The organism is Pseudomonas rhizophila (assembly GCF_003033885.1).
GTDB classification, from domain to species: domain Bacteria; phylum Pseudomonadota; class Gammaproteobacteria; order Pseudomonadales; family Pseudomonadaceae; genus Aquipseudomonas; species Aquipseudomonas rhizophila.
The window spans coordinates 1,042,462-1,062,773 of the sequence record NZ_CP024081.1; the positions used below are offsets into that span (position 1 = coordinate 1,042,462).

Here is a 20,312-nt window from a genome sequence, read left to right on the forward strand (position 1 = left end):
TGCGCCTGCAAAGTGTTCAGCCGCTGCAAACCGGTGGGCTTGCCGATCCTTGCGCTGATCGGCAAGTAGGACCAGACAAATGCACAAAAAAAGGCCCGCATCGCTGCGGGCCTTTTGTTGAGTAGCGGCGGCAATCAGCCCGCCACCAACACCCGAATGGCTTCCAGGCGCAGCGCCGCTTTCTCAAGCATCGCCAAACCTTGCTCACGCTGTTGGCGCAGAGCCACCAGTTCGCTGTCGCGTACCGTCGGGTTGACCGCTTGCAGGGCAGTCAGGCGCGCCAGTTCTTCGTCGGTATCGGCTGCCAGGCGACGCTGGGCTTCGGCCACGCGTTCGGCGTGACGCGGGGCGATCTTCTCTTCACCGGCGTTGATCCGTGGCGAGAGCTGGTCACGCTGGGCCTGGATGAACTTGTTGGCGCTGGCCCGAGGCACGCTTTCCAATTGATCGTTCAAAGTCTCGAACGAGACTCGGGCGGCGAGGTCGTTGCCGTTGGCGTCCAGCAGGCAGCGCAGGGCGGCCGGCGGCAGGTAACGGCCCAGTTGCAGTGAGCGCGGGGCAACCACTTCACTGACATAGAGCAGTTCCAGCAACACGGTGCCGGGCTTGAGGGCCTTATTCTTGATCAGCGCTACGGCGGTATTGCCCATGGAGCCGGACAGCACCAGGTCCATGCCGCCTTGCACCATCGGGTGCTCCCAGGTAATGAACTGCATGTCTTCGCGAGACAGCGCCTGGTTGCGGTCGTAGGTGATGGTCACGCCTTCGTCGTCGCCCAGCGGGAAGCTGGCGTCGAGCATTTTTTCGCTCGGCTTGAGGATCAGCGCGTTGTCCGAATGGTCCTCGCTGTCGATGCCGAACGCATCGAACAGGGTTTCCATGTAGATCGGCAGGGCGAACTGGTCGTCTTGTTCGAGAATGGCCTCTACCAAGGCATCGCCTTCACCCGCGCCGCCGGAGTTGAGCTCCAGCAGACGGTCGCGACCGGTGTGCAGCTCGGCCTCCAAGCGTTCGCGTTCGGTGCGGGCTTCGTCGATCAAGGCTTGCCACTGGCCGTCATCGGCTTCTTCCAGCAATGGCAGCAGGCGCGGGCCGAACTGATGCTGCAAGGCGTTGCCGGTCGGACAGGTATTGAGGAACGCGTTCAGGGCCTCGTGATACCACTGGAACAGCCGCGCTTGCGGGCTGGTTTCCAGGTACGGCGCATGCAGCTCGATGGTGTGTTTCTGGCCGATCCGGTCCAGACGGCCAATACGCTGTTCCAGCAGGTCCGGGTGCGAGGGCAGGTCGAACAGCACCAAATGGTGGGCGAACTGGAAGTTACGGCCTTCGCTGCCGATTTCCGAGCAGATCAGCACCTGGGCACCGAACTCTTCGTCGGCGAAGTAAGCCGCCGCACGGTCGCGCTCCAGGATGTTCATGCCTTCATGGAACACCGTGGCCGGGATGCCGGAACGTACGCGCAGGGCATCTTCCAGGTCCATGGCGGTTTCGGCGTGGGCGCAGATCACCAGCACTTTGGTGCGCTTGAGCATCTTCAGGGTGTCGATCAGCCACTCGACCCGTGGGTCGAAACGCCACCAGCGCTGTTCTTCGTTGGCGTCCGGCTGAGCCTGGAAGCTGACTTCCGGGTACAGCTCGGCGTGATCGCCTAGCGGAAGTTCGAGGTATTCGTCCGGGCACGGCAGCGGGTAGGCGTGCAGCTTGCGCTCCGGGAAGCCCTGCACGGCGGCGCGCGTATTGCGAAACAGCACGCGGCCGGTGCCGTGGCGGTCCAGCAGTTCGCGGACCAGGCGGGCGCTGGCTTCGACATCGCCATCATTGACGGCGGTCAGCAACGCTTCGCCCTCGTTACCCAGGAAGCCGTGGATGGTCTTGTGCGCCTCGGGTGAGAGACGGCCCTTGTCCAGCAGCTCCTGCACGGCCTCGGCCACCGGGCGATAATTCTCGCTCTCGGCGCGGAAGGCCTTGAGGTCGTGGAAACGGTTCGGGTCCAGCAGGCGCAGGCGGGCGAAGTGGCTGTCCTGGCCCAACTGTTCCGGGGTCGCGGTCAGCAGCAGTACGCCGGGAATCGTTTCGGCAAGCTGTTCGACCAGAGCGTAATGCGGGCTGACCTGATCTTCGTGCCAGACCAGGTGATGGGCTTCGTCGACCACCATCAGGTCCCAGCCGGCGGCAAACAGCGCGTCCTGGGCCTTCTCATCGTCCACCAGCCATTCCAGCGCCACCAGGGCCAGCTGGGTGTCTTCGAACGGATTGCTGGCATCGCTTTCGATGAAGCGTTCTTCGTCGAACAAGGCGACCTGCAGGTTGAAACGCCGACGCATTTCCACCAGCCACTGATGCTGAAGGTTTTCCGGTACCAGGATCAGCACGCGGCTGGCGCGGCCGGAGAGCAGTTGGCGGTGGATGATCAGGCCGGCTTCGATGGTCTTGCCCAGGCCCACTTCGTCTGCCAGCAATACCCGTGGCGCGATGCGGTCGGCCACTTCACGGGCGATGTGCAATTGGTGGGCGATGGGCTGGGCACGTACGCCACCCAGGCCCCAGAGCGGCGACTGCAACTGGCGGCTGGTGTGTTCCAGGGTGTGGTAGCGCAGGGAAAACCATGCCAGTGGGTCGATCTGGCCGGCGAACAGACGGTCACTGGCCAGGCGGAACTGGATAAAGTTCGACAGCTGGGTTTCCGGCAGGGTGACAACCTCGTTCTGCCCATTGAGGCCGTGGTAGACCAGCAGTCCATCGACATCGTCGACTTCGCGCACGGTCATTTTCCAGCCTTCGAAGTGAGTGATCACATCGCCCGGCGAAAACCGCACGCGGGTGAGGGGCGCATTCCGTAGCGCGTACTGGCGAGTGTCGCCAGTGGCCGGATAGAGCACGGTCAACAAGCGGCCGTCCTGTGCCAGAACGGTGCCTAAACCCAGCTCGGCTTCGCTGTCACTGATCCAGCGTTGCCCCGGTTGATACTGCTGCGCCATGCTGCCTGACTCCCGCCTTGAAAAAGCCGGTTATCTTAACGGAATGATCCCTCAGACCAAAGGATTTACGTAGACATCGGGTCGCCATGGGCATTGATTACTTACCGGCGGTGCGGAACTTAAGTGTGCTGAGTGATCAAACAAGCTCGGCCCGGCCTATTGTGATAATGCCAACCGGGTCACAAGTTTCAGACCAGCGGTTCAAGCTGTTCCTCGCTCAGCCGACAACCTGAAGACAGGAGACCTTTATGTTGCCACCCATGCTCCCTTTGAGCGCCGTACCCATCACCGCTCAACAGGATCCGGTCCGCCAGCGGCCGGACATACCGCCCGTGGTCCCGGTGCAGCAAAGCTCCAACGAAAGCACCATCGACCTGAAGAATCGCGACCCTGAGGAGGCTGCTCTGTTGCTGCGCGAGGAGCAACAGCGCCAGCAGGAACGCAACAAGCGCCGCCGCGAAGCCGACGAAGATCCCGAAGCGCACCTGGCCGTACCGGGCACTGAACTGAACGCCGATAACACCGTGCCTGTGGTGCCGTTGGTGGAAGGGGAAGAGCGTCAGGGCTTGTGGGTCGATATCCAGGTCTGATCCAGGCTTTTGTCGACGCATGTAGGCTGGTCAACCCGCTCGACAGCCTTCATCATGAGAGCATCCGCAGTTCACCGTACGATGCCGACACGCCATGAGCCAAGACGACAAACTGATCGACCTCAGTGCTGAGCGCGCCAAGCGCGTTCACGACCTCAACGAAAAACGCCTTAACGAAGTCCGCCAGGCTTTTGAGCAAGCCATGCCATTGGGCAAAGCCCAGAAAAAACCGAAGAAAAAACCCAAAAAGCGCTGACTCCCCCCTCTATCCATTGATACAGATCAGTTATTTCCCTTCCTTTTCGCCGCGTCGCGAGCGTTATTGACCCCGGTCAATTTTCATCCAGGCCTGATTGGTTAACTTGCACCCATCGCAACAGGGGCAAGACCAGGAGGCCAGTCATGTTTTTCGATAATGTGGTGTTTGCCGGAGTGTTGACCGTCGGCCTCATGTTCGTGTTTTTCGCCGGCTTCGGATTATTCATCTGGAAAGATGCACACAAGCGCAAAAAGCCGTAGGTCTTTCCAGCTACAACGAGCACGCAAGGCATTTTGGGCGACTTCGGTCGCCCTTTTTTTTTTGAGCAGATTTCCCCTGTTCCACACAAGCCCATTGTGGGAGCGAGCTTGCTCGCGATAGCGGTATGTCTGTAGATACATGTGTTGACTGACCCGGCGCCATCGCGAGCAAGCTCGCTCCCACAGTAGTCAGGTGTCCGGGCATAAAAAAAGGTGCGATCCGCCAGGACCGCACCTTTTTTATTAGCCGCTGATATCAGCTGCCGATGGCCTTGGACGCCAGCCAGAACAGCGCGGCCGAGAGGGCCACTGTCGCCGGCAGGGTCAGTACCCAGGCCAGCAGGATGGTCCGTACCGTGCCACCTTGCAGACCGCTCTTGTTGGCGACCATGGTGCCCGCCACGCCGGACGACAGTACGTGGGTGGTGGAAACCGGCAGGCTGAAGATGTTCGCCGCACCGATCATGCACGCCGTGGTGATTTGCGCCGACATACCTTGAGCGTAGGTCATGCCTTGCTTGCCGATCTTCTCACCAATGGTCAGCACCACACGCTTCCAGCCGACCATGGTGCCCAGGCCCAGGGCCAGGGCGACTGCCAGAATCACCCAGAACGGGGCGTATTCGGTGGTGGCGGTCAGGTCTTTGCGCAGCTTGTTCAGGTCGTCTTTTTCCCGAGCTGCCAGGCCTGGCAGTTTGCCAACCTTCTTCGCCGTGTCATCCAGGCAGAGCAGGTAGCGGCGAACCTCGATGCGGCTTTCCGACGGCAGCGATTGGTAATCCGCCACGCCTTTGAGGGTGTCGAGCAGCGCCGCAATGGTGGGCTCGGTCTGCTGTGGGTTGCAGCGGAATTTCTCTGGCAGATCGCCCTTCACGCTTTTGCCCAGCGCCAGATATTCACCCAGCGATTCGCTGTTGCGCTGGTAGAACTGGCTCAGGTGCAACGTCGCGTCGCGGGTACGCTCGATCTGGTAGGTGGTGCTGTTCAGGTCAAGCACGAACTGCGCCGGTACGATACCGATCAGCACCAGCATGATCAGGCCGATACCTTTCTGGCCATCGTTGGAGCCGTGGACGAAGCTGACGGCCATGGCTGAAATGACCAGCACCAGGCGATTCCAGAACGGGGGGTGTTTCTTGTCATCGATCTTGCGGCGCTGTTCCGGCGTCTTGTGCATCTTCGACAGCGGACGCCACCACTTCAGACTGATCAATACCAGTGCGGCAATCAGGAAGCCCGCCATGGGCGAGAACACCAGGGAGGCACCGATATCGATTGCCTTTTGCCAGTTCACTCCGTCGGCCAACGGGATATCGTTGATCAGCGCGTTGGCCAGGCCCACGCCGAGGATCGAACCAATCAGCGTGTGGGAGCTGGAGGCTGGGATACCGAAATACCAGGTGCCCAGGTTCCAGGTGATGGCCGCTGCGAGCAGCGAAAACACCATGGCCAGCCCGTGTCCGGTGTTCACATTGATCAGCAGCTCTACCGGCAGCAGGTGAACGATGGCATACGCCACGCCCACACCGCCCAGCAGCACGCCGAGGAAGTTGAACACACCGGAAAAGAACACCGCCAGATGAGGCGGCATGGCTTTGGTGTAGATAACAGTGGCCACCGCGTTTGCGGTGTCATGAAAGCCGTTGATGAACTCGAAGGCGAGGACAAAGGCCAGGGCGAGCAAGAGGCTCACAAGCACCCAAGCATCCAGTCCGCTAAATAAATCGATCATGAAGGTTTTCTGACCCGGTCGTAAGGGGGCGCGATTATGCCAGAAAACCTCGGTAATCGATGCATTGCCTGCTCATCGGTAACATTCTTCAACGAAATAATTTGCAGGCACCCCTTCGAACCCTGGCTTTTAGCGGGTTGCGCAAGCCATTGATTCGGGAACGGAAAACGCGCCAGGCAAGGGGCCGCTCGTCGTTGCAAGAGCCTTAAGCGGTTGTGCGAAAAATCCGAAAAGAAGGTAAGCCAAGGCAATTCCTCGACCGTTGTCGGGGAAATGGCGGCCCGCTCATGGCGGGCGTCCGGTACGGGGCCGGCCAGGGTGTCGGCCGGATACCGCTTCACAAGAACATCAAGCGCTGAGCATTACCGCTCTTCCGCTTTGAGTTCCTGTTCCATTTTCTGAAGTTCCTGGGTAAAGGCCTGGTCCTGAACGGTGGCGCGTTTACGCCAGGGTTTGCGTTCCGGTTCAGGTTGCGCGGCGTAGGTGGTGATTTCCCCGCCGTAAACTTCCTTGTAACGTTGTTCCTGGCGCTCAAGTTCCGCGCGCAGTTCGTCTTTCGTCACAGTATTACCTAATGGATTGAATGGGATCTGGTGATACGCACTGCATGTAGACATGCAGACGGCCACGGCACCAGAGCTGACAGCTGACGTAGCATCAGGAGTTTCGTATACCGCCGATACGGGGAAGCGCCATCCGGGTGCTTCGGGCACCGGCTGCCGGCACCACGCAGGATAGAAACCTGCAATGCCTGCGGACGGGAGCGGTCGATTGCCGCACCGTCACTGTGGTGCATTATAGCGGGCTGCCCGAAGAACACTATCGGGAAAAGTTAAAAGAATCTGTTGTTGTGTGAATCAATATTTGTATGTGCAACTTGTGGCAATTAGGTTTCAGGCAATGCCAGACAATGTCACTATCCACTCTGCTGGCGCGAACTACGTTCAATACTCGTGTCGTCTTACTTATTTATCAACCCTTCACACAGAAGCAAGAGGGGGGTAGGGTGCCTTGATTGCGATTATCGGTTGATGGTTCGATAATCGAACGGTGCTGACAGCCAGCCCTTGTCTGCTCAGCGGGCAGCCGCTTGTAATAGCCGCTATTCCCCGGGAAGGACCAGATATGAACGACCAATTGCGCAACGCCTTTGCTTCTGTAGCGCCACCCATCGTTGCTTCGCCGGCCAAGCGCATCCAGGCCCTGACCGGTGACCCGGACTTCATGACGTCCCTGGCCCGAGGGTTGGCCGTGGTCCAGGCGTTCCAGGAGCGCAAGCGGCACTTGACCATCGCTCAGATCAGCCACCGCACGGAAATTCCCCGCGCCGCCGTCAGACGTTGCTTGCATACCTTGATCAAACTCGGCTACGCCACCACCGACGGACGAACCTATTCGCTGCTGCCCAAAGTATTGACCCTGGGCCATGCCTATCTGTCATCGACGCCTCTGGCCGTGTCCGCGCAGCCGTATCTGGATCGCATGAGCGAACAGCTGCATGAGGCCTGTAATATGGCGACGCTTGAAGGCGACGACATTCTTTATATCGCCCGTTCGGCCACCACCCAGCGGTTGATATCCGTGGACCTGTCCGTCGGTGGACGTCTGCCGGCCTATTGCACCTCGATGGGCAGGATTCTTCTGGCGGCACTGGACGACGCTTCCCTGCGTGATTACCTCGACCATGCCGACCTGCAGGCCAAGACCAGCCGGACCCTGCACACTCCCCAGGCTTTGCTGGAGTGTTTGCAAGAGGTGCGGCAGCAGGGATGGTGCATCGTCGATCAGGAACTGGAGCAGGGGCTGCGCTCGATTGCCGTGCCAGTCTACGACGCCTCCGGCCAGGTGGTGGCGGCGCTGAATGTCAGTACCCATGCCGGGCGGGTCAGCCGCAATGAACTGGAACAGCGCTTCCTGCCGGGGCTGTTGGGAGCCAGCCGCGACTTGAGCGCGCAACTGTTCACTTAAGCTGTTCGATAAACGCACAGAGTCGCCTCTGACGAATTGACGGTATTTGCCTCGGATCATTAATGTCGCGGCAGCGTCATCCGACGTGATCGAGCCTGGCTCGACCGATGGATGGCGGCCCAATAATAATGAGAGGCACACCTGCCATGTATACCTTCCTCGGCCTTCACCTTGACGATCGACCGACCTGTCTGTCCCGGATCGCCCGCTAACCAACACCTTTTTTGCAGCCTTGCGGTTTATTTGCCGGGCCTCTGTTCGCCTGCGTTTTCTTGCGTGGAATAAAAACAAGATGAACCAACCCCAGACCTCCGTAGGCAATTGCCTCGACGTGCAGTCCTTCATCAACGCTCAACCCATCTCGCGCTATCAGTGGCGGGTAGTGATCCTGTGCTTTCTGATTGTTTTTCTCGACGGCCTCGACACCGCGGCCATGGGCTTCATCGCTCCGGCGCTCTCCCAGGACTGGGGTATTGATCGGGCCAGCCTGGGTCCGGTCATGAGTGCGGCGCTGATCGGCATGGTCTTCGGAGCTCTCGGCTCCGGTCCGTTGGCAGACCGTTTCGGCCGAAAAGTTGTGCTGGTAGGCGCGGTCGTGCTGTTCGGCGCGTTCAGCCTGGCATCGGCTTACAGCACCAACATCGATCAATTGCTGGTGCTGCGCTTTCTAACCGGCCTGGGGTTGGGCGCCGGTATGCCGAACGCCACTACCTTGCTGTCGGAATACACCCCGGAGCGTAAAAAGTCGTTGCTGGTGACCAGCATGTTCTGCGGCTTCAACCTGGGAATGGCCGGTGGCGGGTTTATCTCGGCCAAGTTGATACCGGCGTTCGGTTGGCACAGTCTGCTGCTGATCGGCGGGATCCTGCCGTTGATCCTGGCGGTGGTGCTGGTGTTCTGGTTGCCGGAGTCGGCACGTTATCTGGTGGTGCGCAATCGCGGCACGGACAAGGTGCGCAAGACCCTGGCCCCGATCGATCCGCACACCGTCGCCCAGGCGGCGAGTTTCAGTGTGCCGGAACAAAAAATCGTTAAAGCCCGCAACGTGCTGGCGGTGATTTTCTCCGGCACCTACAGCGCCGGGACGCTCTTGTTGTGGCTGACCTATTTCATGGGGCTGGTAATTGTTTACCTGCTGACCAGTTGGTTGCCGACGCTGATGCGCGACAGCGGCGCGAGCATGGAGCAGGCGGCGTTTATCGGGGCGTTGTTCCAGTTCGGCGGCGTATTGAGCGCGGTTGGGGTGGGTTGGGCGATGGATCGGTTCAATCCGCACAAAGTCATCGGCATTTTCTACTTGATGGCCGGGATATTCGCCTACGCGGTAGGGCAGAGTCTGGGCAACATTACCTTGCTTGCCACGTTGGTGCTGGTGGCCGGCATGTGCGTCAACGGCGCGCAATCGGCGATGCCGTCGCTGGCGGCGCGGTTCTATCCGACCCAAGGCCGGGCCACCGGTGTCTCGTGGATGCTGGGTATCGGCCGGTTCGGCGCGATCCTCGGCGCCTGGATGGGCGCGACATTGTTGGGCCTGGGCTGGAACTTCGAACAGGTCCTGACCGCCCTGGTCATTCCAGCGGCCCTGGCGACTGCGGCGGTGGTGATCAAGGGCATGGTCAGTCATGCGGATGCGACGTGAGCCAATGATCTGAACCTTGCGGCAGACCGGTGGGAGCGAGCCTGCTCGCGATAGCGGTGGGTCAACTTGCAGAAGTGTTGACTGACCCACCTCAATCGCGAGCAGGCTCGCCCCCCACAGGATCAGGGTGTCTGGGAAATCGATAGCCAAACAACAATCTGTTCGATAAACGAACACTCAGTCGATTATCGGATTGTTTGGCTGTCACCCCGAGCTTAATCTTCAGTCACTCCGGCGCTTAACCTCGCGCCTTTTTCTTCATCTTGGTCTACTGAAAAACGGGAGCCTGCCCCATGGCTGAAATCCTTTCGCTGCACGACGCAGTGAAGCAATTCGTCAATGACGGCGATACCGTCGCGCTCGAAGGCTTCACTCACCTGATTCCGACGGCGGCGGGTCATGAAATCATTCGCCAGGGCAAGAAAGACCTGACCCTGGTGCGGATGACGCCCGACCTGATCTACGACCAGTTGATCGGCGCCGGTTGTGCTCGCAAGCTGATTTTCTCCTGGGGCGGCAATCCTGGGGTGGGCTCCCTGCACCGGCTGCGCGATGCCGTGGAAAAACAATGGCCGCAGCCGCTGGAGATCGAAGAGCACAGCCACGCCGACCTGGCCAATGCCTACGTCGCCGGGGCCTCGGGCCTGCCATTCGCGGTGCTGCGGGCCTACGCCGGCTCCGACCTGCCAAAGGTCAATCCGTTGATCAAAACCGTGACCTGCCCCTTCACCGGGGAAGTGCTGGCCGCCGTGCCATCCGTGCGTCCGGACATTACAGTGATCCACGCTCAAAAAGCCGACCGCAAGGGCAACGTCCTGTTGTGGGGCATTCTCGGCGTGCAGAAAGAAGCCGCCCTGGCCGCCAAGCGCTGCATCGTCACCGTGGAAGAAATTGTCGATGACCTCAACGCACCGATGAACGCCTGCGTGCTGCCGACCTGGGCGCTGAGCGCGGTGTGCCACGTACCGGGCGGCGCTCATCCGTCCTACGCGCATGGCTACACCGAACGTGACAACCGCTTCTACCAGGCTTGGGATCCGATCGCCCGGGACCGTGAGACCTTTACCGCATGGATCAATGAATACATCCACGCAACGAAAGATTTCAGTGAATTCCAGGCCCGACTGGCTGCCACTTCGCAGGTGAAATAATGACGTACTCCACCAATGAAATGATGACCGTCGCCGCAGCCCGTCGATTGCAGAACAACGCTGTGTGCTTCGTGGGCATCGGCCTGCCATCGAAGGCAGCCAACCTGGCGCGGCTGACCTCGTCGCCGGATGTCGTGCTGATCTACGAGTCCGGTCCGATCGGGGCCAAACCCAGCGTATTGCCCCTGTCTATCGGTGATGGTGAGCTGGCTGAAACCGCGGACACTGTCGTACCCACCGGTGAGATTTTTCGCTACTGGTTGCAGGGTGGACGCATCGACGTCGGCTTTCTCGGTGCAGCTCAGGTCGACCGGTTCGGCAACATCAACACCACGGTGGTGGGCGACTACCATCAACCGAAAGTCCGCTTGCCGGGCGCCGGTGGTGCACCGGAAATCGCCGGTTCGGCCAAGAGCGTGCTGATCATCCTCAAGCAGTCGGCGCGCTCGTTCGTCGACAAGCTGGATTTCATCACCTCGGTCGGTCACGGCGAGGGCGGGGATTCGCGTAAACGCCTGGGTCTGCCGGGCGCAGGTCCGGTCGGTATCATCACCGACTTGTGCATCATGGAGCCGGAAGCCGGCAGCCATGAGTTCGTGGTCACTGCGCTGCACCCCGGCGTGACCCGTGAGCAAGTCGTTGCCGCCACCGGTTGGGCGATTCGTTTTGCCGACCAGGTGCAAACCACCGCCGAGCCGACCGAAACAGAGCTGCGCGCACTGCGCGACCTGGAAGCTCGCACTGCCGCGGCCCACGGCCAGGCACCGGGAGAAGCGTGATGCGCGACGTTTATATCTGTGATGCGATTCGAACCCCCATCGGTCGCTTCGGGGGCGGTTTGTCCGCGGTGCGCGCCGATGACCTGGCCGCGGTGCCGATCAAGGCGCTGATGGAACGCAACCCATCGGTGGACTGGACTGCCGTGGACGAAGTGTTTCTCGGTTGCGCCAACCAGGCCGGGGAAGACAACCGCAACGTGGCGCGCATGGCGCTGCTGCTGGCTGGCCTGCCGCAGAGCATTCCCGGCGTAACCCTCAACCGCCTCTGCGCCTCGGGCATGGACGCCGTCGGCACGGCGTTCCGCGCCATCGCCAGCGGCGAAATGGAATTGGCCATCGCCGGCGGCGTGGAGTCGATGTCCCGCGCACCGTTCGTGATGGGCAAGGCCGATGCCGCGTTCTCCCGCAACATGAAACTGGAAGACACCACCATCGGCTGGCGCTTCATCAACCCGTTGATGAAAAACCAGTACGGTGTGGACGCGATGCCCCAGACCGCCGATAACGTGGCCGATGATTACGCAGTGTCCCGAGCAGACCAGGATGCTCTCGCCTTGCGCAGTCAGCAGCGCACGGCGGCAGCCCAGGCCGCAGGGTATTTCGCCGAGGAAATCGTCCCGGTGCGCGTAGCCCACAAGAAAGGCGAAACCGTGGTCGAGCAGGACGAGCATCCTCGCGCCGACACCACGCTGGAGACCTTGAGCAAACTCAAACCGGTCAACGGTCCAGACAAAACCGTCACGGCCGGCAACGCCTCGGGCGTGAATGATGGCGCGGCGGCTATGATCCTGGCTTCGGCCGAAGCGGTGAAGAAACACGGGCTGACGCCTCGGGGTAAAGTGTTGGGCATGGCCAGTGCCGGCGTGGCCCCACGGGTGATGGGCATCGGCCCGGTGCCCGCGGTGCGCAAACTCACTGAGCGCCTGGGCCTGGCGGTCGCAGACTTTGATGTGATCGAACTCAACGAAGCCTTCGCCAGCCAGGGCCTGGCGGTGCTGCGCGATCTGGGTCTGGCGGACGACGCGCCGCAGGTGAACCCCAATGGCGGCGCCATCGCCCTCGGTCATCCGCTGGGTATGAGCGGAGCACGGCTGGTGCTGACGGCGTTGCATCATCTGGAAAAGACCGGCGGCAAGAAAGGCCTGGCGACCATGTGTGTCGGCGTCGGCCAGGGTCTGGCGTTGGCAATCGAACGCGTCTGACACGTCGTTCCACTAATAAGAAACCGAGGAATGCTTCATGACTGACAAGCCTGGTTATCGTCGCCCCCAAGCGGGCACCCAACCGGAGTACCTGCACCCGCCGTACCAGTCCACCAACCTGCGCTCGCCTTCAAAGCCGTTGGTGTACCTGCCTCATTCGCTGTCGGAAATTACCGGTCCGACCGTAGGTGCCGATCGCCTGCAGGAGAAGGACAACGACCTGACTGCCCAGCATGCCGGCGAGCCACTGGGGGAGCGAATCATCATTCACGGGCGCGTGCTGGATGAGCATGGCCAACCCGTCCCTGGCATCCTGGTGGAGATCTGGCAGGCCAACGCCGCCGGTCGTTACAACCATGACCGCGACCTGCACGACGCACCGCTGGACCCGAACTTCACCGGCACCGGTCGCACCGTCACCGACGCCGATGGCTGGTACCAGTTCCAGACCATCAAGCCCGGCGCCTACCCGTGGGGCAACCATCACAATGCCTGGCGCCCGGCGCACATCCATTTCTCACTGTTCGGCCCGAGCATCCTGACGCGCCTGGTGACGCAGATGTATTTCCCCGGCGACCCACTCCTGGCCTACGATCCGATCTACAACTGCGTGCCGGACACCAGCGCCAAGGAACGTCTGATCGCCCGTTTCGACCTGGAAAAAACCATTCCTCACTACGCCCTCGGTTATCGCTGGGACATCGTATTGCGCGGCCGCGATGCCACGCCGATGGAGAAATAAGATGACGCTCACTGCCACCACCTCCCACACCGTTGGTCCTTACTACCACATCGGCCTGACCTGGCTGAACCGCGAAGACCTGACCGTCGCCAAAACCCTCGGCCAGCGCGTGGCGATCACCGGGCAGGTGATCGACGGCAACGGCGAATTCGTCAATGACGCGATGCTGGAAGTCTGGCAGGCCAACGCCGCCGGCAAATACGCACACCCGGAAGACGACCAGGACAAGCCCCTGGACCCGAATTTCGAAGGCTTTGGCCGGGTGCCGGTGGATGCCGAAGGGCGTTTTCGTTTCACCACCATCAAGCCGGGCTCCGTGCCGGGCCTTGGCGGCACGACCCAGGCGCCGCATCTTGTCGTGCTGGTGTTCGCCCGCGGTCTGGTCAAGCATTTGCTGACGCGAATCTACTTCGATGGTGAGCAGGCCAACGAAACCGACCCGCTGCTGGCCTGCGTGCCCGAGGAACGTCGCGCCACTATCGTGAGCAAGCCCGATGCTTCGGGCGTGTATCAGTGGAACGTGGTTTTGCAGGGGACGGATGCCGAGACGGTGTTCTTCGACTACTGATTGAAACCCGTGTGGCGAAGGCTCTTGGCCCAGCCCCGCAACAACGGTGGGGCGTGGGTCGTACAAAATACTGATGACCCTGTTCCACCCGAAGGCGTAGGGTTGGCCTGCGCGGGTGATGAATAGGATGTGCGACAACCCACGTATTTACGTCGCAGCTTTTGACCCAACCGCGTCAGGCCGGCAGACCTGCACACCCAAGGACTTTTTATGAGCGAACGACCGGGTAATCAGCTCTTTGATGCCTACTTCACCACCCGCCACATGCGCGAGGTGTTTTGTGATGCGGGCCGAGTGCAGGCCATGCTCGATGTCGAGGCGGCGCTGGCCCGGGCTGAAGCGAAGGTGGGCTTGATCCCTGTCAGCGCAGTGGCTCCGATCGAGAAGGCCTGTGACGCGCAGTTGTACGATTTTTCGGCGTTGAGCGAGGCGATTGCCACGGCGGGTAATTCGGCGATTCCACTGGTCAAGGCCCTCGGCAAGCGCATTGCCGCGCAAGACGCCGAGGCTGAGCGCTACGTGCACCTGGGGGCTACCAGTCAGGACGTGATGGACAGTGGGTTGGTGCTGCAACTGCGCCAGGCATTGGCTTTGATTGAAGGCGAACTGGTGCAACTGGCCACGATTCTCGCCCGCCAAGCCGAACGCTACGCCGCCACGCCATTGGCCGGGCGCACTTGGTTGCAACACGCAACACCGGTGACCCTGGGCATGAAAATCGCCGGTTGGCTGGGAGCCATTACCCGTAGCCGCCAGCGCCTGAATGAACTCAAGCCGCGCTTGCTGGTGTTGCAGTTCGGTGGTGCCTCCGGAACGCTCGCCGCACTGGGTGAACAGGCCTTGCCCATCGCCGAAGCCCTGGCCGCCGAGCTGCAATTGAGCTTGCCGGAGCAGCCGTGGCACACCCAACGCGATCGCCTGGTTGAGTTCGGTTCGGTACTGGGGTTGATCGCCGGCAGCCTGGGCAAACTGGGCCGCGACATCAGCTTGTTGATGCAGACCGAGGCCGGTGAAGCGTTCGAACCCTCGGCGCCGGGCAAGGGCGGTTCGTCCACCATGCCGCACAAACGTAACCCGGTGGGTGCGGCGGTGCTGATCGGTGCGGCGACCCGAGTCCCTGGCCTGCTGTCGACGCTGTTCAGCGCCATGCCCCAGGAGCACGAACGCAGCCTGGGCCTGTGGCACGCCGAATGGGAAACCTTGCCGGAGATCTGCTGCCTGGTGTCCGGCGCCCTGCAACAGGCGCGGCTGCTGGCCGAAGGTCTGGAAGTGGACGCGGCGCGCATGGCTCGCAATCTGGAACTGACCCAAGGGCTGGTGCTGGCCGAGGCGGTGAGCATCGTCCTGGCCCAGCGGGTCGGACGCGACACCGCGCATCATCTGTTGGAGCAATGTTGCAAACGCGCCGTGGCGGAGCAGCGTCATTTGCGGGGCGTGTTGGGGGACGAGCCCCAAGTCACTGCGCAGTTGTCCGCCGCTGAGCTGGATCATTTGCTCGACCCCGCCCACTACCTCGGCCAGGCCCAGACCTGGGTCGCGCGCGCGGTGGCTGAACACCTTGCCTTGAACGCCTGAAAGGAGACTGTTGTGGGATTCGTCAAACTCGCCGAAGGCGAACTGAACTATTGTTTCGATGGACCGCAGGATGGCCCGGTGCTGGTGCTCTCCAACTCCCTGGGCACCGACCTGCACATGTGGGACGAGCAGATCGCCGCCTTCAGTGAACACTTTCGCGTGCTGCGTTTCGACACGCGTGGGCACGGTCAATCCTTGGTGACTGAAGGGCCGTACAGCATCGAACAACTGGGCCGCGACGTGCTGGCGATGCTCGATCAGCTGAACATCGACAAGGTGCATTTCTGTGGGTTGTCCATGGGCGGGTTGATCGGCCAATGGCTGGGGATCAATGCCGGTGAGCGGCTGCACAAACTGGTGGTGTGCAACACCGCCGCCAAGATCGGCGACCCATCCGTATGGGACCCGCGGATCGAAACCGTACTGCGTGATGGCAAGGCGGCGATGGTCGCGCTGCGGGATGCCTCGATTGCTCGTTGGTTCACGCCGGACTTTGCCCAGGCTCATCCAGAGAAGGTCAGGAGAATCACCGACATGCTCGCCGCCACGTCGCCCCAAGGCTACGCGGCTAACTGCGCGGCGGTGCGCGATGCCGACTTGCGCGAGCAGCTGTCGTCGATCCGCGTGCCGCTGTTGGTGGTCGCCGGCACCGAAGATGCCGTGACCCCACCGTCGGGCGGGCACTTTATCCAGGAGCGGGTCAACGGCGCCGAATACGCCGAATTCCATGCCGCGCATCTGTCCAACGTCCAGGCCGGTGCCGCGTTCAGCGAGCGGGTGCTGGCTTTCCTGCTAGGTTCCAGTCGTTCTTGAGGGAGTATTTTGTGGACGAGAAACAACGTTACGACGAAGGCATGCAAGTACGCCGCGCGGTGCTGGGCGATGCCCACGTCGACCGCAGCCTGAATGCCTTGACTGAGTTCAACAGCGAATTCCAGGAGATGATCACCCGTCATGCCTGGGGCGACATCTGGACCCGCCCCGGCCTGCCGCGCCACACCCGCAGCCTGATCACCATCGCCATGTTGATCGGCATGAACCGCAGCGAAGAACTCAAACTGCACTTGCGCGCTGCTGCCAATAATGGTGTGAGCCGCAGCGAGATCAAGGAAGTGATCATGCAGAGTGCTATCTATTGCGGCATCCCCGCGGCCAACGCCACCTTCCACTTGGCCGAGTCGGTGTGGGATGAACTGGGCGTCGAATCACGGGCTTGAGATCCACCGCCAATCCCTGTGGAAGTCAAGACTGGGGGAGCAAAGCTTGCTCGCGAAAGCGGTGGGTCAGTTGGCGATGATGTTGAATGTGATGACGCCATCGCGAGCAGGCTCGCTCCCACACTGGATCTTCAGTGAGCACAAATTTTATGCTCGACACTGATCCCCCTGTGGGAGCGAGCTTGCTCGCGATGACGCCGGTACAGCCTCCACCCATGTTTGGCTTTTACAACAAGCTGATCGGATAGCTGACGATCAGCCGGTTCTCATCGAACTCGTTGGTGCTGTAATCCCGACGCATCGTCGAATTACGCCATTTCACATTGAGGCTCTTCAACGCACCGCTTTGTACGGTGTAGGCCAGTTCGCTTTCGCGACCCCATTCCTTACCGTCGGTGATGGTGCCGGTGTGCACGTTGTCACCGCTGATGTAGCGGTTCATCAGGGTCAGGCCCGGTACGCCGACGGCGGCGAAGTTGAAGTCGTGGCGCACTTGCCAGGATTTTTCCTGGGCGTTGTCGTAGCTGGAGTTGTAGCTGTCGTTGGCCAGGGTGCCGCCGCTGGTGCCGTTGACGCGCATCCAGCCATCGTCGCCGCTGAGTTTTTGCAGGCCGACGTAGAAGGTGTTGCCACCGTATTTGGCCGAGAGCATGGCGAASGCGGTYTTGTTGTCCAGGTCGCCCGCCAGGGCACTGCCTTCTTCCTTGCCGATGAAGTAGCCCAGGTTGGCGCCCAGGGTCCAGTCACCGATGGGCTGGCTGTGGGTCAGGTTGAAATATTTTTGCTGGTAGATGTCCGACAGTTCCGCGTACCAGACGCCGACCTGAGTGCGCTTGTCGTTGAARGCGTATTCGCCGCCGCCGAAATTGAAGCGGTCGGACGTGAACGCGCCGCGGCCGTTCATCGACATGTCTTCCATGCTCGCGTCGTTACGCGGGCTGTTGGCGCGGAACTGGCCGCCGTACAGGCTCAGGCCGTTGATCTCGGTGGAGGTGACCTGACCGCCGCGGAAAGTCTGCGGCAGGGAGCGACCGTCGTCAGAGCGCAGGATTGGCAGCACCGGCATCCATTCGCCCACCTTCAACTCGGTTTTCGACACCTTGGCCTTGAGTGCGACACCCAGGCGACCAAAGTCATCGGCCGGGCGGCCATCGTCATGCACCGGTAACAAGGCGGTATTGGCAGTGCCGCGACCACCGTCGAGCTTGAGCGAGTACATGCCCAGCACGTCCATACCGAAACCGACTGTGCCCTGAGTGAAGCCGGACTTGGCGTCGAGAATGAAACTCTGGGTCCATTCCTCGGCTTTGCCTTGGGCGTTAGCCGGGTTGGTGAAGTTGCGGTTGATGTAGAAGTTGCGCAGGTTGAGATTGACCTTGGCGTCATCGACGAAGCCTTCGGCGCTGGCGGTCATTGGCAGGAACGCGGCAAGGCTGCTGCAACCGAGAAGGACCAGGGCGGGGCTGGCGTTGAGAAAGGTACGGCGGTTTTGACGGGGGTTGGGCGAAAAACGGACACGTGTGCTCACTATGACGCTCCCTACTTTTTTGTTGTTTTTATTTGTCATACGTCGTCGTACAACATGAGGTGGATTATTTGGAAGCTGCTCCTCGTTGTCAACTGGCCATTATCGGAATTGTCCAACTCGGGTGCGCTCAAAATGAGACGTTTCAATGGCTGGCGCTGGCCGAGCTCAAGATTGCAGGCCGTGGCGCCGTGTCGAAGCGTGGTTTGAGAGTAGCGGGGAGGGTGCTTGGTTGTGCGATGACTGGTCTAAGACATTAGTCGAATGCTGGCGATTGGAAGTCTTAAGGGAGCTCTTGCTCCCTCGCCACAGAAGCTTTCCCACAAGCAGCGCCGGTGTTTTTGATCGTTCCCACGCTCTGCGTGGGAATGCATCCCGTGACGCTCTGCGTCACCTTCCAGAAGCGGAACGCGGAGCGTCCCTGGCGACATTCCCACGCAGGAGCGTGGGAACGATCACACAAGAAGGCTCTTGTGGCGAGGGTGTGTTGTTTAACCCTATGCCGGGTCCAAACGGGTTTGTGTTTATCCAGATGTAGGATCGTTCGGGGTCGGGCTACGTTGTCTTGCGCCGTTGCCTACAACTGCGCCAGAATCCGCCGGCTTGTGCGCCTGGGGGGCAGGGTTCTATCGTTTCCGGGTCGCTGATTGAATCAGTGATCGGGTTTGGTAGCCCGGCTTTTGACTTGACGCATAGCCCCTGTCATACAGTCCGTTTTGGTATCTGTTTTATGGCGGTCATGCGCAGGGCGTTTTCGGACGCGCCGGTTCTCCAAGTCACCGGTCTACCAACCCGCGTATGGCCGCCACCCTTCGTTTGGTAGCGAGAGTGATGGCTCCATTTTTCGATTTGGAGATTCACCTATGTTCAAAGTAACCCCCAACCCACCCGGTACAGATCCATCCAACTCCAAGGCGTTCGACAAAGCCGCCGACCGCATCCTCGACCACTACCTCAAGCCCAAACCCAGCAAACCCGAGGCCGATCCCGGCCAACTGTTCACCGTCGCCAATGGCGTCGACACCGAAACCCTGCTCGCCAACCTCAGCGAAAACCTGGCCTCGGCCAATGCCATGGTCAGTGACTTGGCCTTCGACCTGGAAGGTCCCAGGCGCCACATCGCCCTGGGCATCCAGCAATTGATCGAATTGAGCGGATTGCTGGCGAACCGTGCGCTGGATAACGTCGAAGCACATCAGTCGACATAGCGCAGCCGGTTTGATCGTTCCCTCGCTCTGCGTGGGAATGCATCCCGTGACGCTCTGCGTCACTGCCAGAAGCGGAACGCGGAGCGTCCCTGGCGGCATTCCCACGCAGGAGCGTGGGAACGATCATCGGGAGACATGGTTAACACCTGTGTTTTCGACAGTGGGTGAATGCTAGTCTTGACCAACGCTGTCGTCAGGGAGCCCTCATGGGCAATCACAAGATCGAGATTCGTCGCAGTAACGTCGAGAAAATCCTGCTGGCCGCCGAAAAGGTCTTTGCCGAAAAGGGCTTCGGCGGCACCGCCATGGCCGACATCGCTGCCGAGGTGCAACTGCCCCGATCCAACCTGCATTATTACTTCAGCACCAAGAGCGAGCTGTACAGCGCCGTGCTGTTCGATCTGTTGGAGGTCTGGAAGCAGGATGCCTTGTGCTTCGAGATGTTCGATGACCCGCGGGTGGTGCTCAGCAGTTACATCCGCGCCAAGATGAACCACTCCCGTAGCCGGCCCTACGGCTCGAAGGTCTGGGCCAACGAAATCATCCACGGCGCCCCGACCCTGGGCCAGGCGCTGGATGCCAGCCTCTATGACTGGGCCAAGATGAAAGAGGCAAAAATCCGCCAGTGGGTGGAGGACAAACGCATCCTCCCCGTAGAGCCTTCAAGCCTGCTCTACATGATCTGGGCCTCGACCCAGCACTACGCCGACTTCGACCACCAGATCAACATCCTCAATGATCACCAGCCACTGTCCGACATGCAGTTCGAACGGGCGGTGCAGACGGTGACCAGTGTGATCTTGCGGGGGATTGGGTTGGAGCCTTGAGAGGTATGTTGGGGCTGATGGCCCTATCGCGAGCAGGCTCGCTCCCACAGTGGATTTCTGGCGTACACAAAATCTGTGAACGACACGAC

The 20,312-nt window shown here is 60.8% G+C and carries 19 protein-coding genes; 15 read left to right on the plus strand and 4 right to left on the minus strand.

The genetic code is table 11. The annotated features are described in order from the left end of the window. Nucleotides 1–134: 134 nt before the first annotated feature. A complete protein-coding gene (gene rapA, locus CRX69_RS04905; RefSeq protein ID WP_047228321.1) occupies nucleotides 135–2,981 on the minus strand; it encodes an RNA polymerase-associated protein RapA in 2,847 nt (948 codons plus the stop codon). A 248-nt stretch (nucleotides 2,982–3,229) separates the two neighbouring features. Here rapA and CRX69_RS04910 point away from each other — a divergent pair, with 248 nt between their 5' ends. The 3 genes from CRX69_RS04910 to ccoM all read left to right on the plus strand — a co-directional run bounded on the left by CRX69_RS04910 (nucleotide 3,230) and on the right by ccoM (nucleotide 4,090). Further along, a complete protein-coding gene (locus tag CRX69_RS04910; protein WP_047228320.1) occupies nucleotides 3,230–3,571 on the plus strand; it encodes a hypothetical protein in 342 nt (113 codons plus the stop codon). A 94-nt stretch (nucleotides 3,572–3,665) separates the two neighbouring features. Continuing rightward, nucleotides 3,666–3,827 carry a hypothetical protein gene (locus tag CRX69_RS27655; RefSeq protein WP_171061412.1) on the plus strand — a complete coding sequence of 54 codons (162 nt, stop codon included), beginning with the start codon at nucleotides 3,666–3,668 and terminating at the stop codon, nucleotides 3,825–3,827. Between the two features lie 146 nt (nucleotides 3,828–3,973). Beyond that, nucleotides 3,974–4,090, plus strand: coding sequence for a cytochrome c oxidase subunit CcoM (gene ccoM / locus CRX69_RS28105; RefSeq protein WP_025212288.1), 117 nt, complete (start codon nucleotides 3,974–3,976; stop codon nucleotides 4,088–4,090). Nucleotides 4,091–4,346: 256 nt separating this feature from the next. Here ccoM and CRX69_RS04920 read toward each other — a convergent pair whose 3' ends face one another. Then, nucleotides 4,347–5,822, minus strand: a complete 1,476-nt coding sequence (locus CRX69_RS04920) for an inorganic phosphate transporter (RefSeq protein WP_047228319.1) — start codon at nucleotides 5,820–5,822, stop codon at nucleotides 4,347–4,349. 362 nt (nucleotides 5,823–6,184) lie between these two features. Further along, complete coding sequence (locus CRX69_RS04925) at nucleotides 6,185–6,385, minus strand: hypothetical protein (RefSeq protein WP_047228318.1); 201 nt, start codon at nucleotides 6,383–6,385, stop codon at nucleotides 6,185–6,187. A gap of 562 nt (nucleotides 6,386–6,947) precedes the next feature. Here CRX69_RS04925 and pcaR point away from each other — a divergent pair. From pcaR to pcaC, 10 genes are all read left to right on the plus strand, one after another. Next, complete coding sequence (gene pcaR / locus CRX69_RS04930) at nucleotides 6,948–7,790, plus strand: pca regulon transcriptional regulator PcaR (protein ID WP_092397150.1); 843 nt, start codon at nucleotides 6,948–6,950, stop codon at nucleotides 7,788–7,790. Between the two features lie 292 nt (nucleotides 7,791–8,082). Then, on the plus strand, nucleotides 8,083–9,429 hold the full coding sequence (gene pcaK / locus CRX69_RS04935; protein WP_047228316.1) for a 4-hydroxybenzoate transporter PcaK: 1,347 nt from the start codon (nucleotides 8,083–8,085) through the stop codon (nucleotides 9,427–9,429). 293 nt (nucleotides 9,430–9,722) lie between these two features. Continuing rightward, on the plus strand, nucleotides 9,723–10,580 hold the full coding sequence (locus CRX69_RS04940) for a CoA transferase subunit A (protein ID WP_047228315.1): 858 nt from the start codon (nucleotides 9,723–9,725) through the stop codon (nucleotides 10,578–10,580). Then, nucleotides 10,577–11,359 carry a CoA-transferase subunit beta gene (locus CRX69_RS04945; protein WP_171061413.1) on the plus strand — a complete coding sequence of 261 codons (783 nt, stop codon included), beginning with the start codon at nucleotides 10,577–10,579 and terminating at the stop codon, nucleotides 11,357–11,359. Before CRX69_RS04940 ends, CRX69_RS04945 begins: the two co-directional genes overlap by 4 nt. Further along, nucleotides 11,356–12,561, plus strand: coding sequence for a 3-oxoadipyl-CoA thiolase (gene pcaF / locus CRX69_RS04950; RefSeq protein WP_177513900.1), 1,206 nt, complete (start codon nucleotides 11,356–11,358; stop codon nucleotides 12,559–12,561). The genes CRX69_RS04945 and pcaF overlap by 4 nt, the downstream gene beginning before the upstream one ends. A 37-nt stretch (nucleotides 12,562–12,598) precedes the next feature. Then, the gene (pcaH, locus tag CRX69_RS04955) at nucleotides 12,599–13,303 is read left to right on the plus strand and encodes a protocatechuate 3,4-dioxygenase subunit beta (RefSeq protein WP_076386020.1); all 705 of its coding nucleotides are present in this window, start codon (nucleotides 12,599–12,601) and stop codon (nucleotides 13,301–13,303) included. 1 nt (nucleotide 13,304) lies between these two features. Next, on the plus strand, nucleotides 13,305–13,871 hold the full coding sequence (gene pcaG / locus CRX69_RS04960; protein ID WP_107321638.1) for a protocatechuate 3,4-dioxygenase subunit alpha: 567 nt from the start codon (nucleotides 13,305–13,307) through the stop codon (nucleotides 13,869–13,871). Between the two features lie 210 nt (nucleotides 13,872–14,081). After that, a complete protein-coding gene (locus tag CRX69_RS04965) occupies nucleotides 14,082–15,446 on the plus strand; it encodes a 3-carboxy-cis,cis-muconate cycloisomerase (protein WP_107321639.1) in 1,365 nt (454 codons plus the stop codon). A 12-nt stretch (nucleotides 15,447–15,458) separates the two neighbouring features. Beyond that, nucleotides 15,459–16,259: a 3-oxoadipate enol-lactonase gene (pcaD, locus tag CRX69_RS04970; protein WP_107321640.1), complete on the plus strand. Its 801-nt coding sequence runs from the start codon at nucleotides 15,459–15,461 to the stop codon at nucleotides 16,257–16,259. A gap of 11 nt (nucleotides 16,260–16,270) precedes the next feature. Next, nucleotides 16,271–16,663, plus strand: coding sequence for a 4-carboxymuconolactone decarboxylase (pcaC, locus tag CRX69_RS04975; protein ID WP_047228308.1), 393 nt, complete (start codon nucleotides 16,271–16,273; stop codon nucleotides 16,661–16,663). Nucleotides 16,664–16,889: 226 nt separating this feature from the next. Here pcaC and CRX69_RS04985 read toward each other — a convergent pair whose 3' ends face one another. Then, the gene (locus CRX69_RS04985) at nucleotides 16,890–18,191 is read right to left on the minus strand and encodes an OprD family porin (RefSeq protein WP_107321642.1); all 1,302 of its coding nucleotides are present in this window, start codon (nucleotides 18,189–18,191) and stop codon (nucleotides 16,890–16,892) included. A gap of 860 nt (nucleotides 18,192–19,051) precedes the next feature. Between CRX69_RS04985 and CRX69_RS04995 the strand changes: the two genes are divergently transcribed. Together CRX69_RS04995 and CRX69_RS05000 are read left to right on the plus strand one after the other, a co-directional pair. Next, on the plus strand, nucleotides 19,052–19,396 hold the full coding sequence (locus CRX69_RS04995; protein ID WP_107321644.1) for a DUF6124 family protein: 345 nt from the start codon (nucleotides 19,052–19,054) through the stop codon (nucleotides 19,394–19,396). A gap of 206 nt (nucleotides 19,397–19,602) precedes the next feature. Further along, complete coding sequence (locus CRX69_RS05000) at nucleotides 19,603–20,223, plus strand: TetR/AcrR family transcriptional regulator (protein WP_047230182.1); 621 nt, start codon at nucleotides 19,603–19,605, stop codon at nucleotides 20,221–20,223. Nucleotides 20,224–20,312 lie beyond the last annotated feature (89 nt).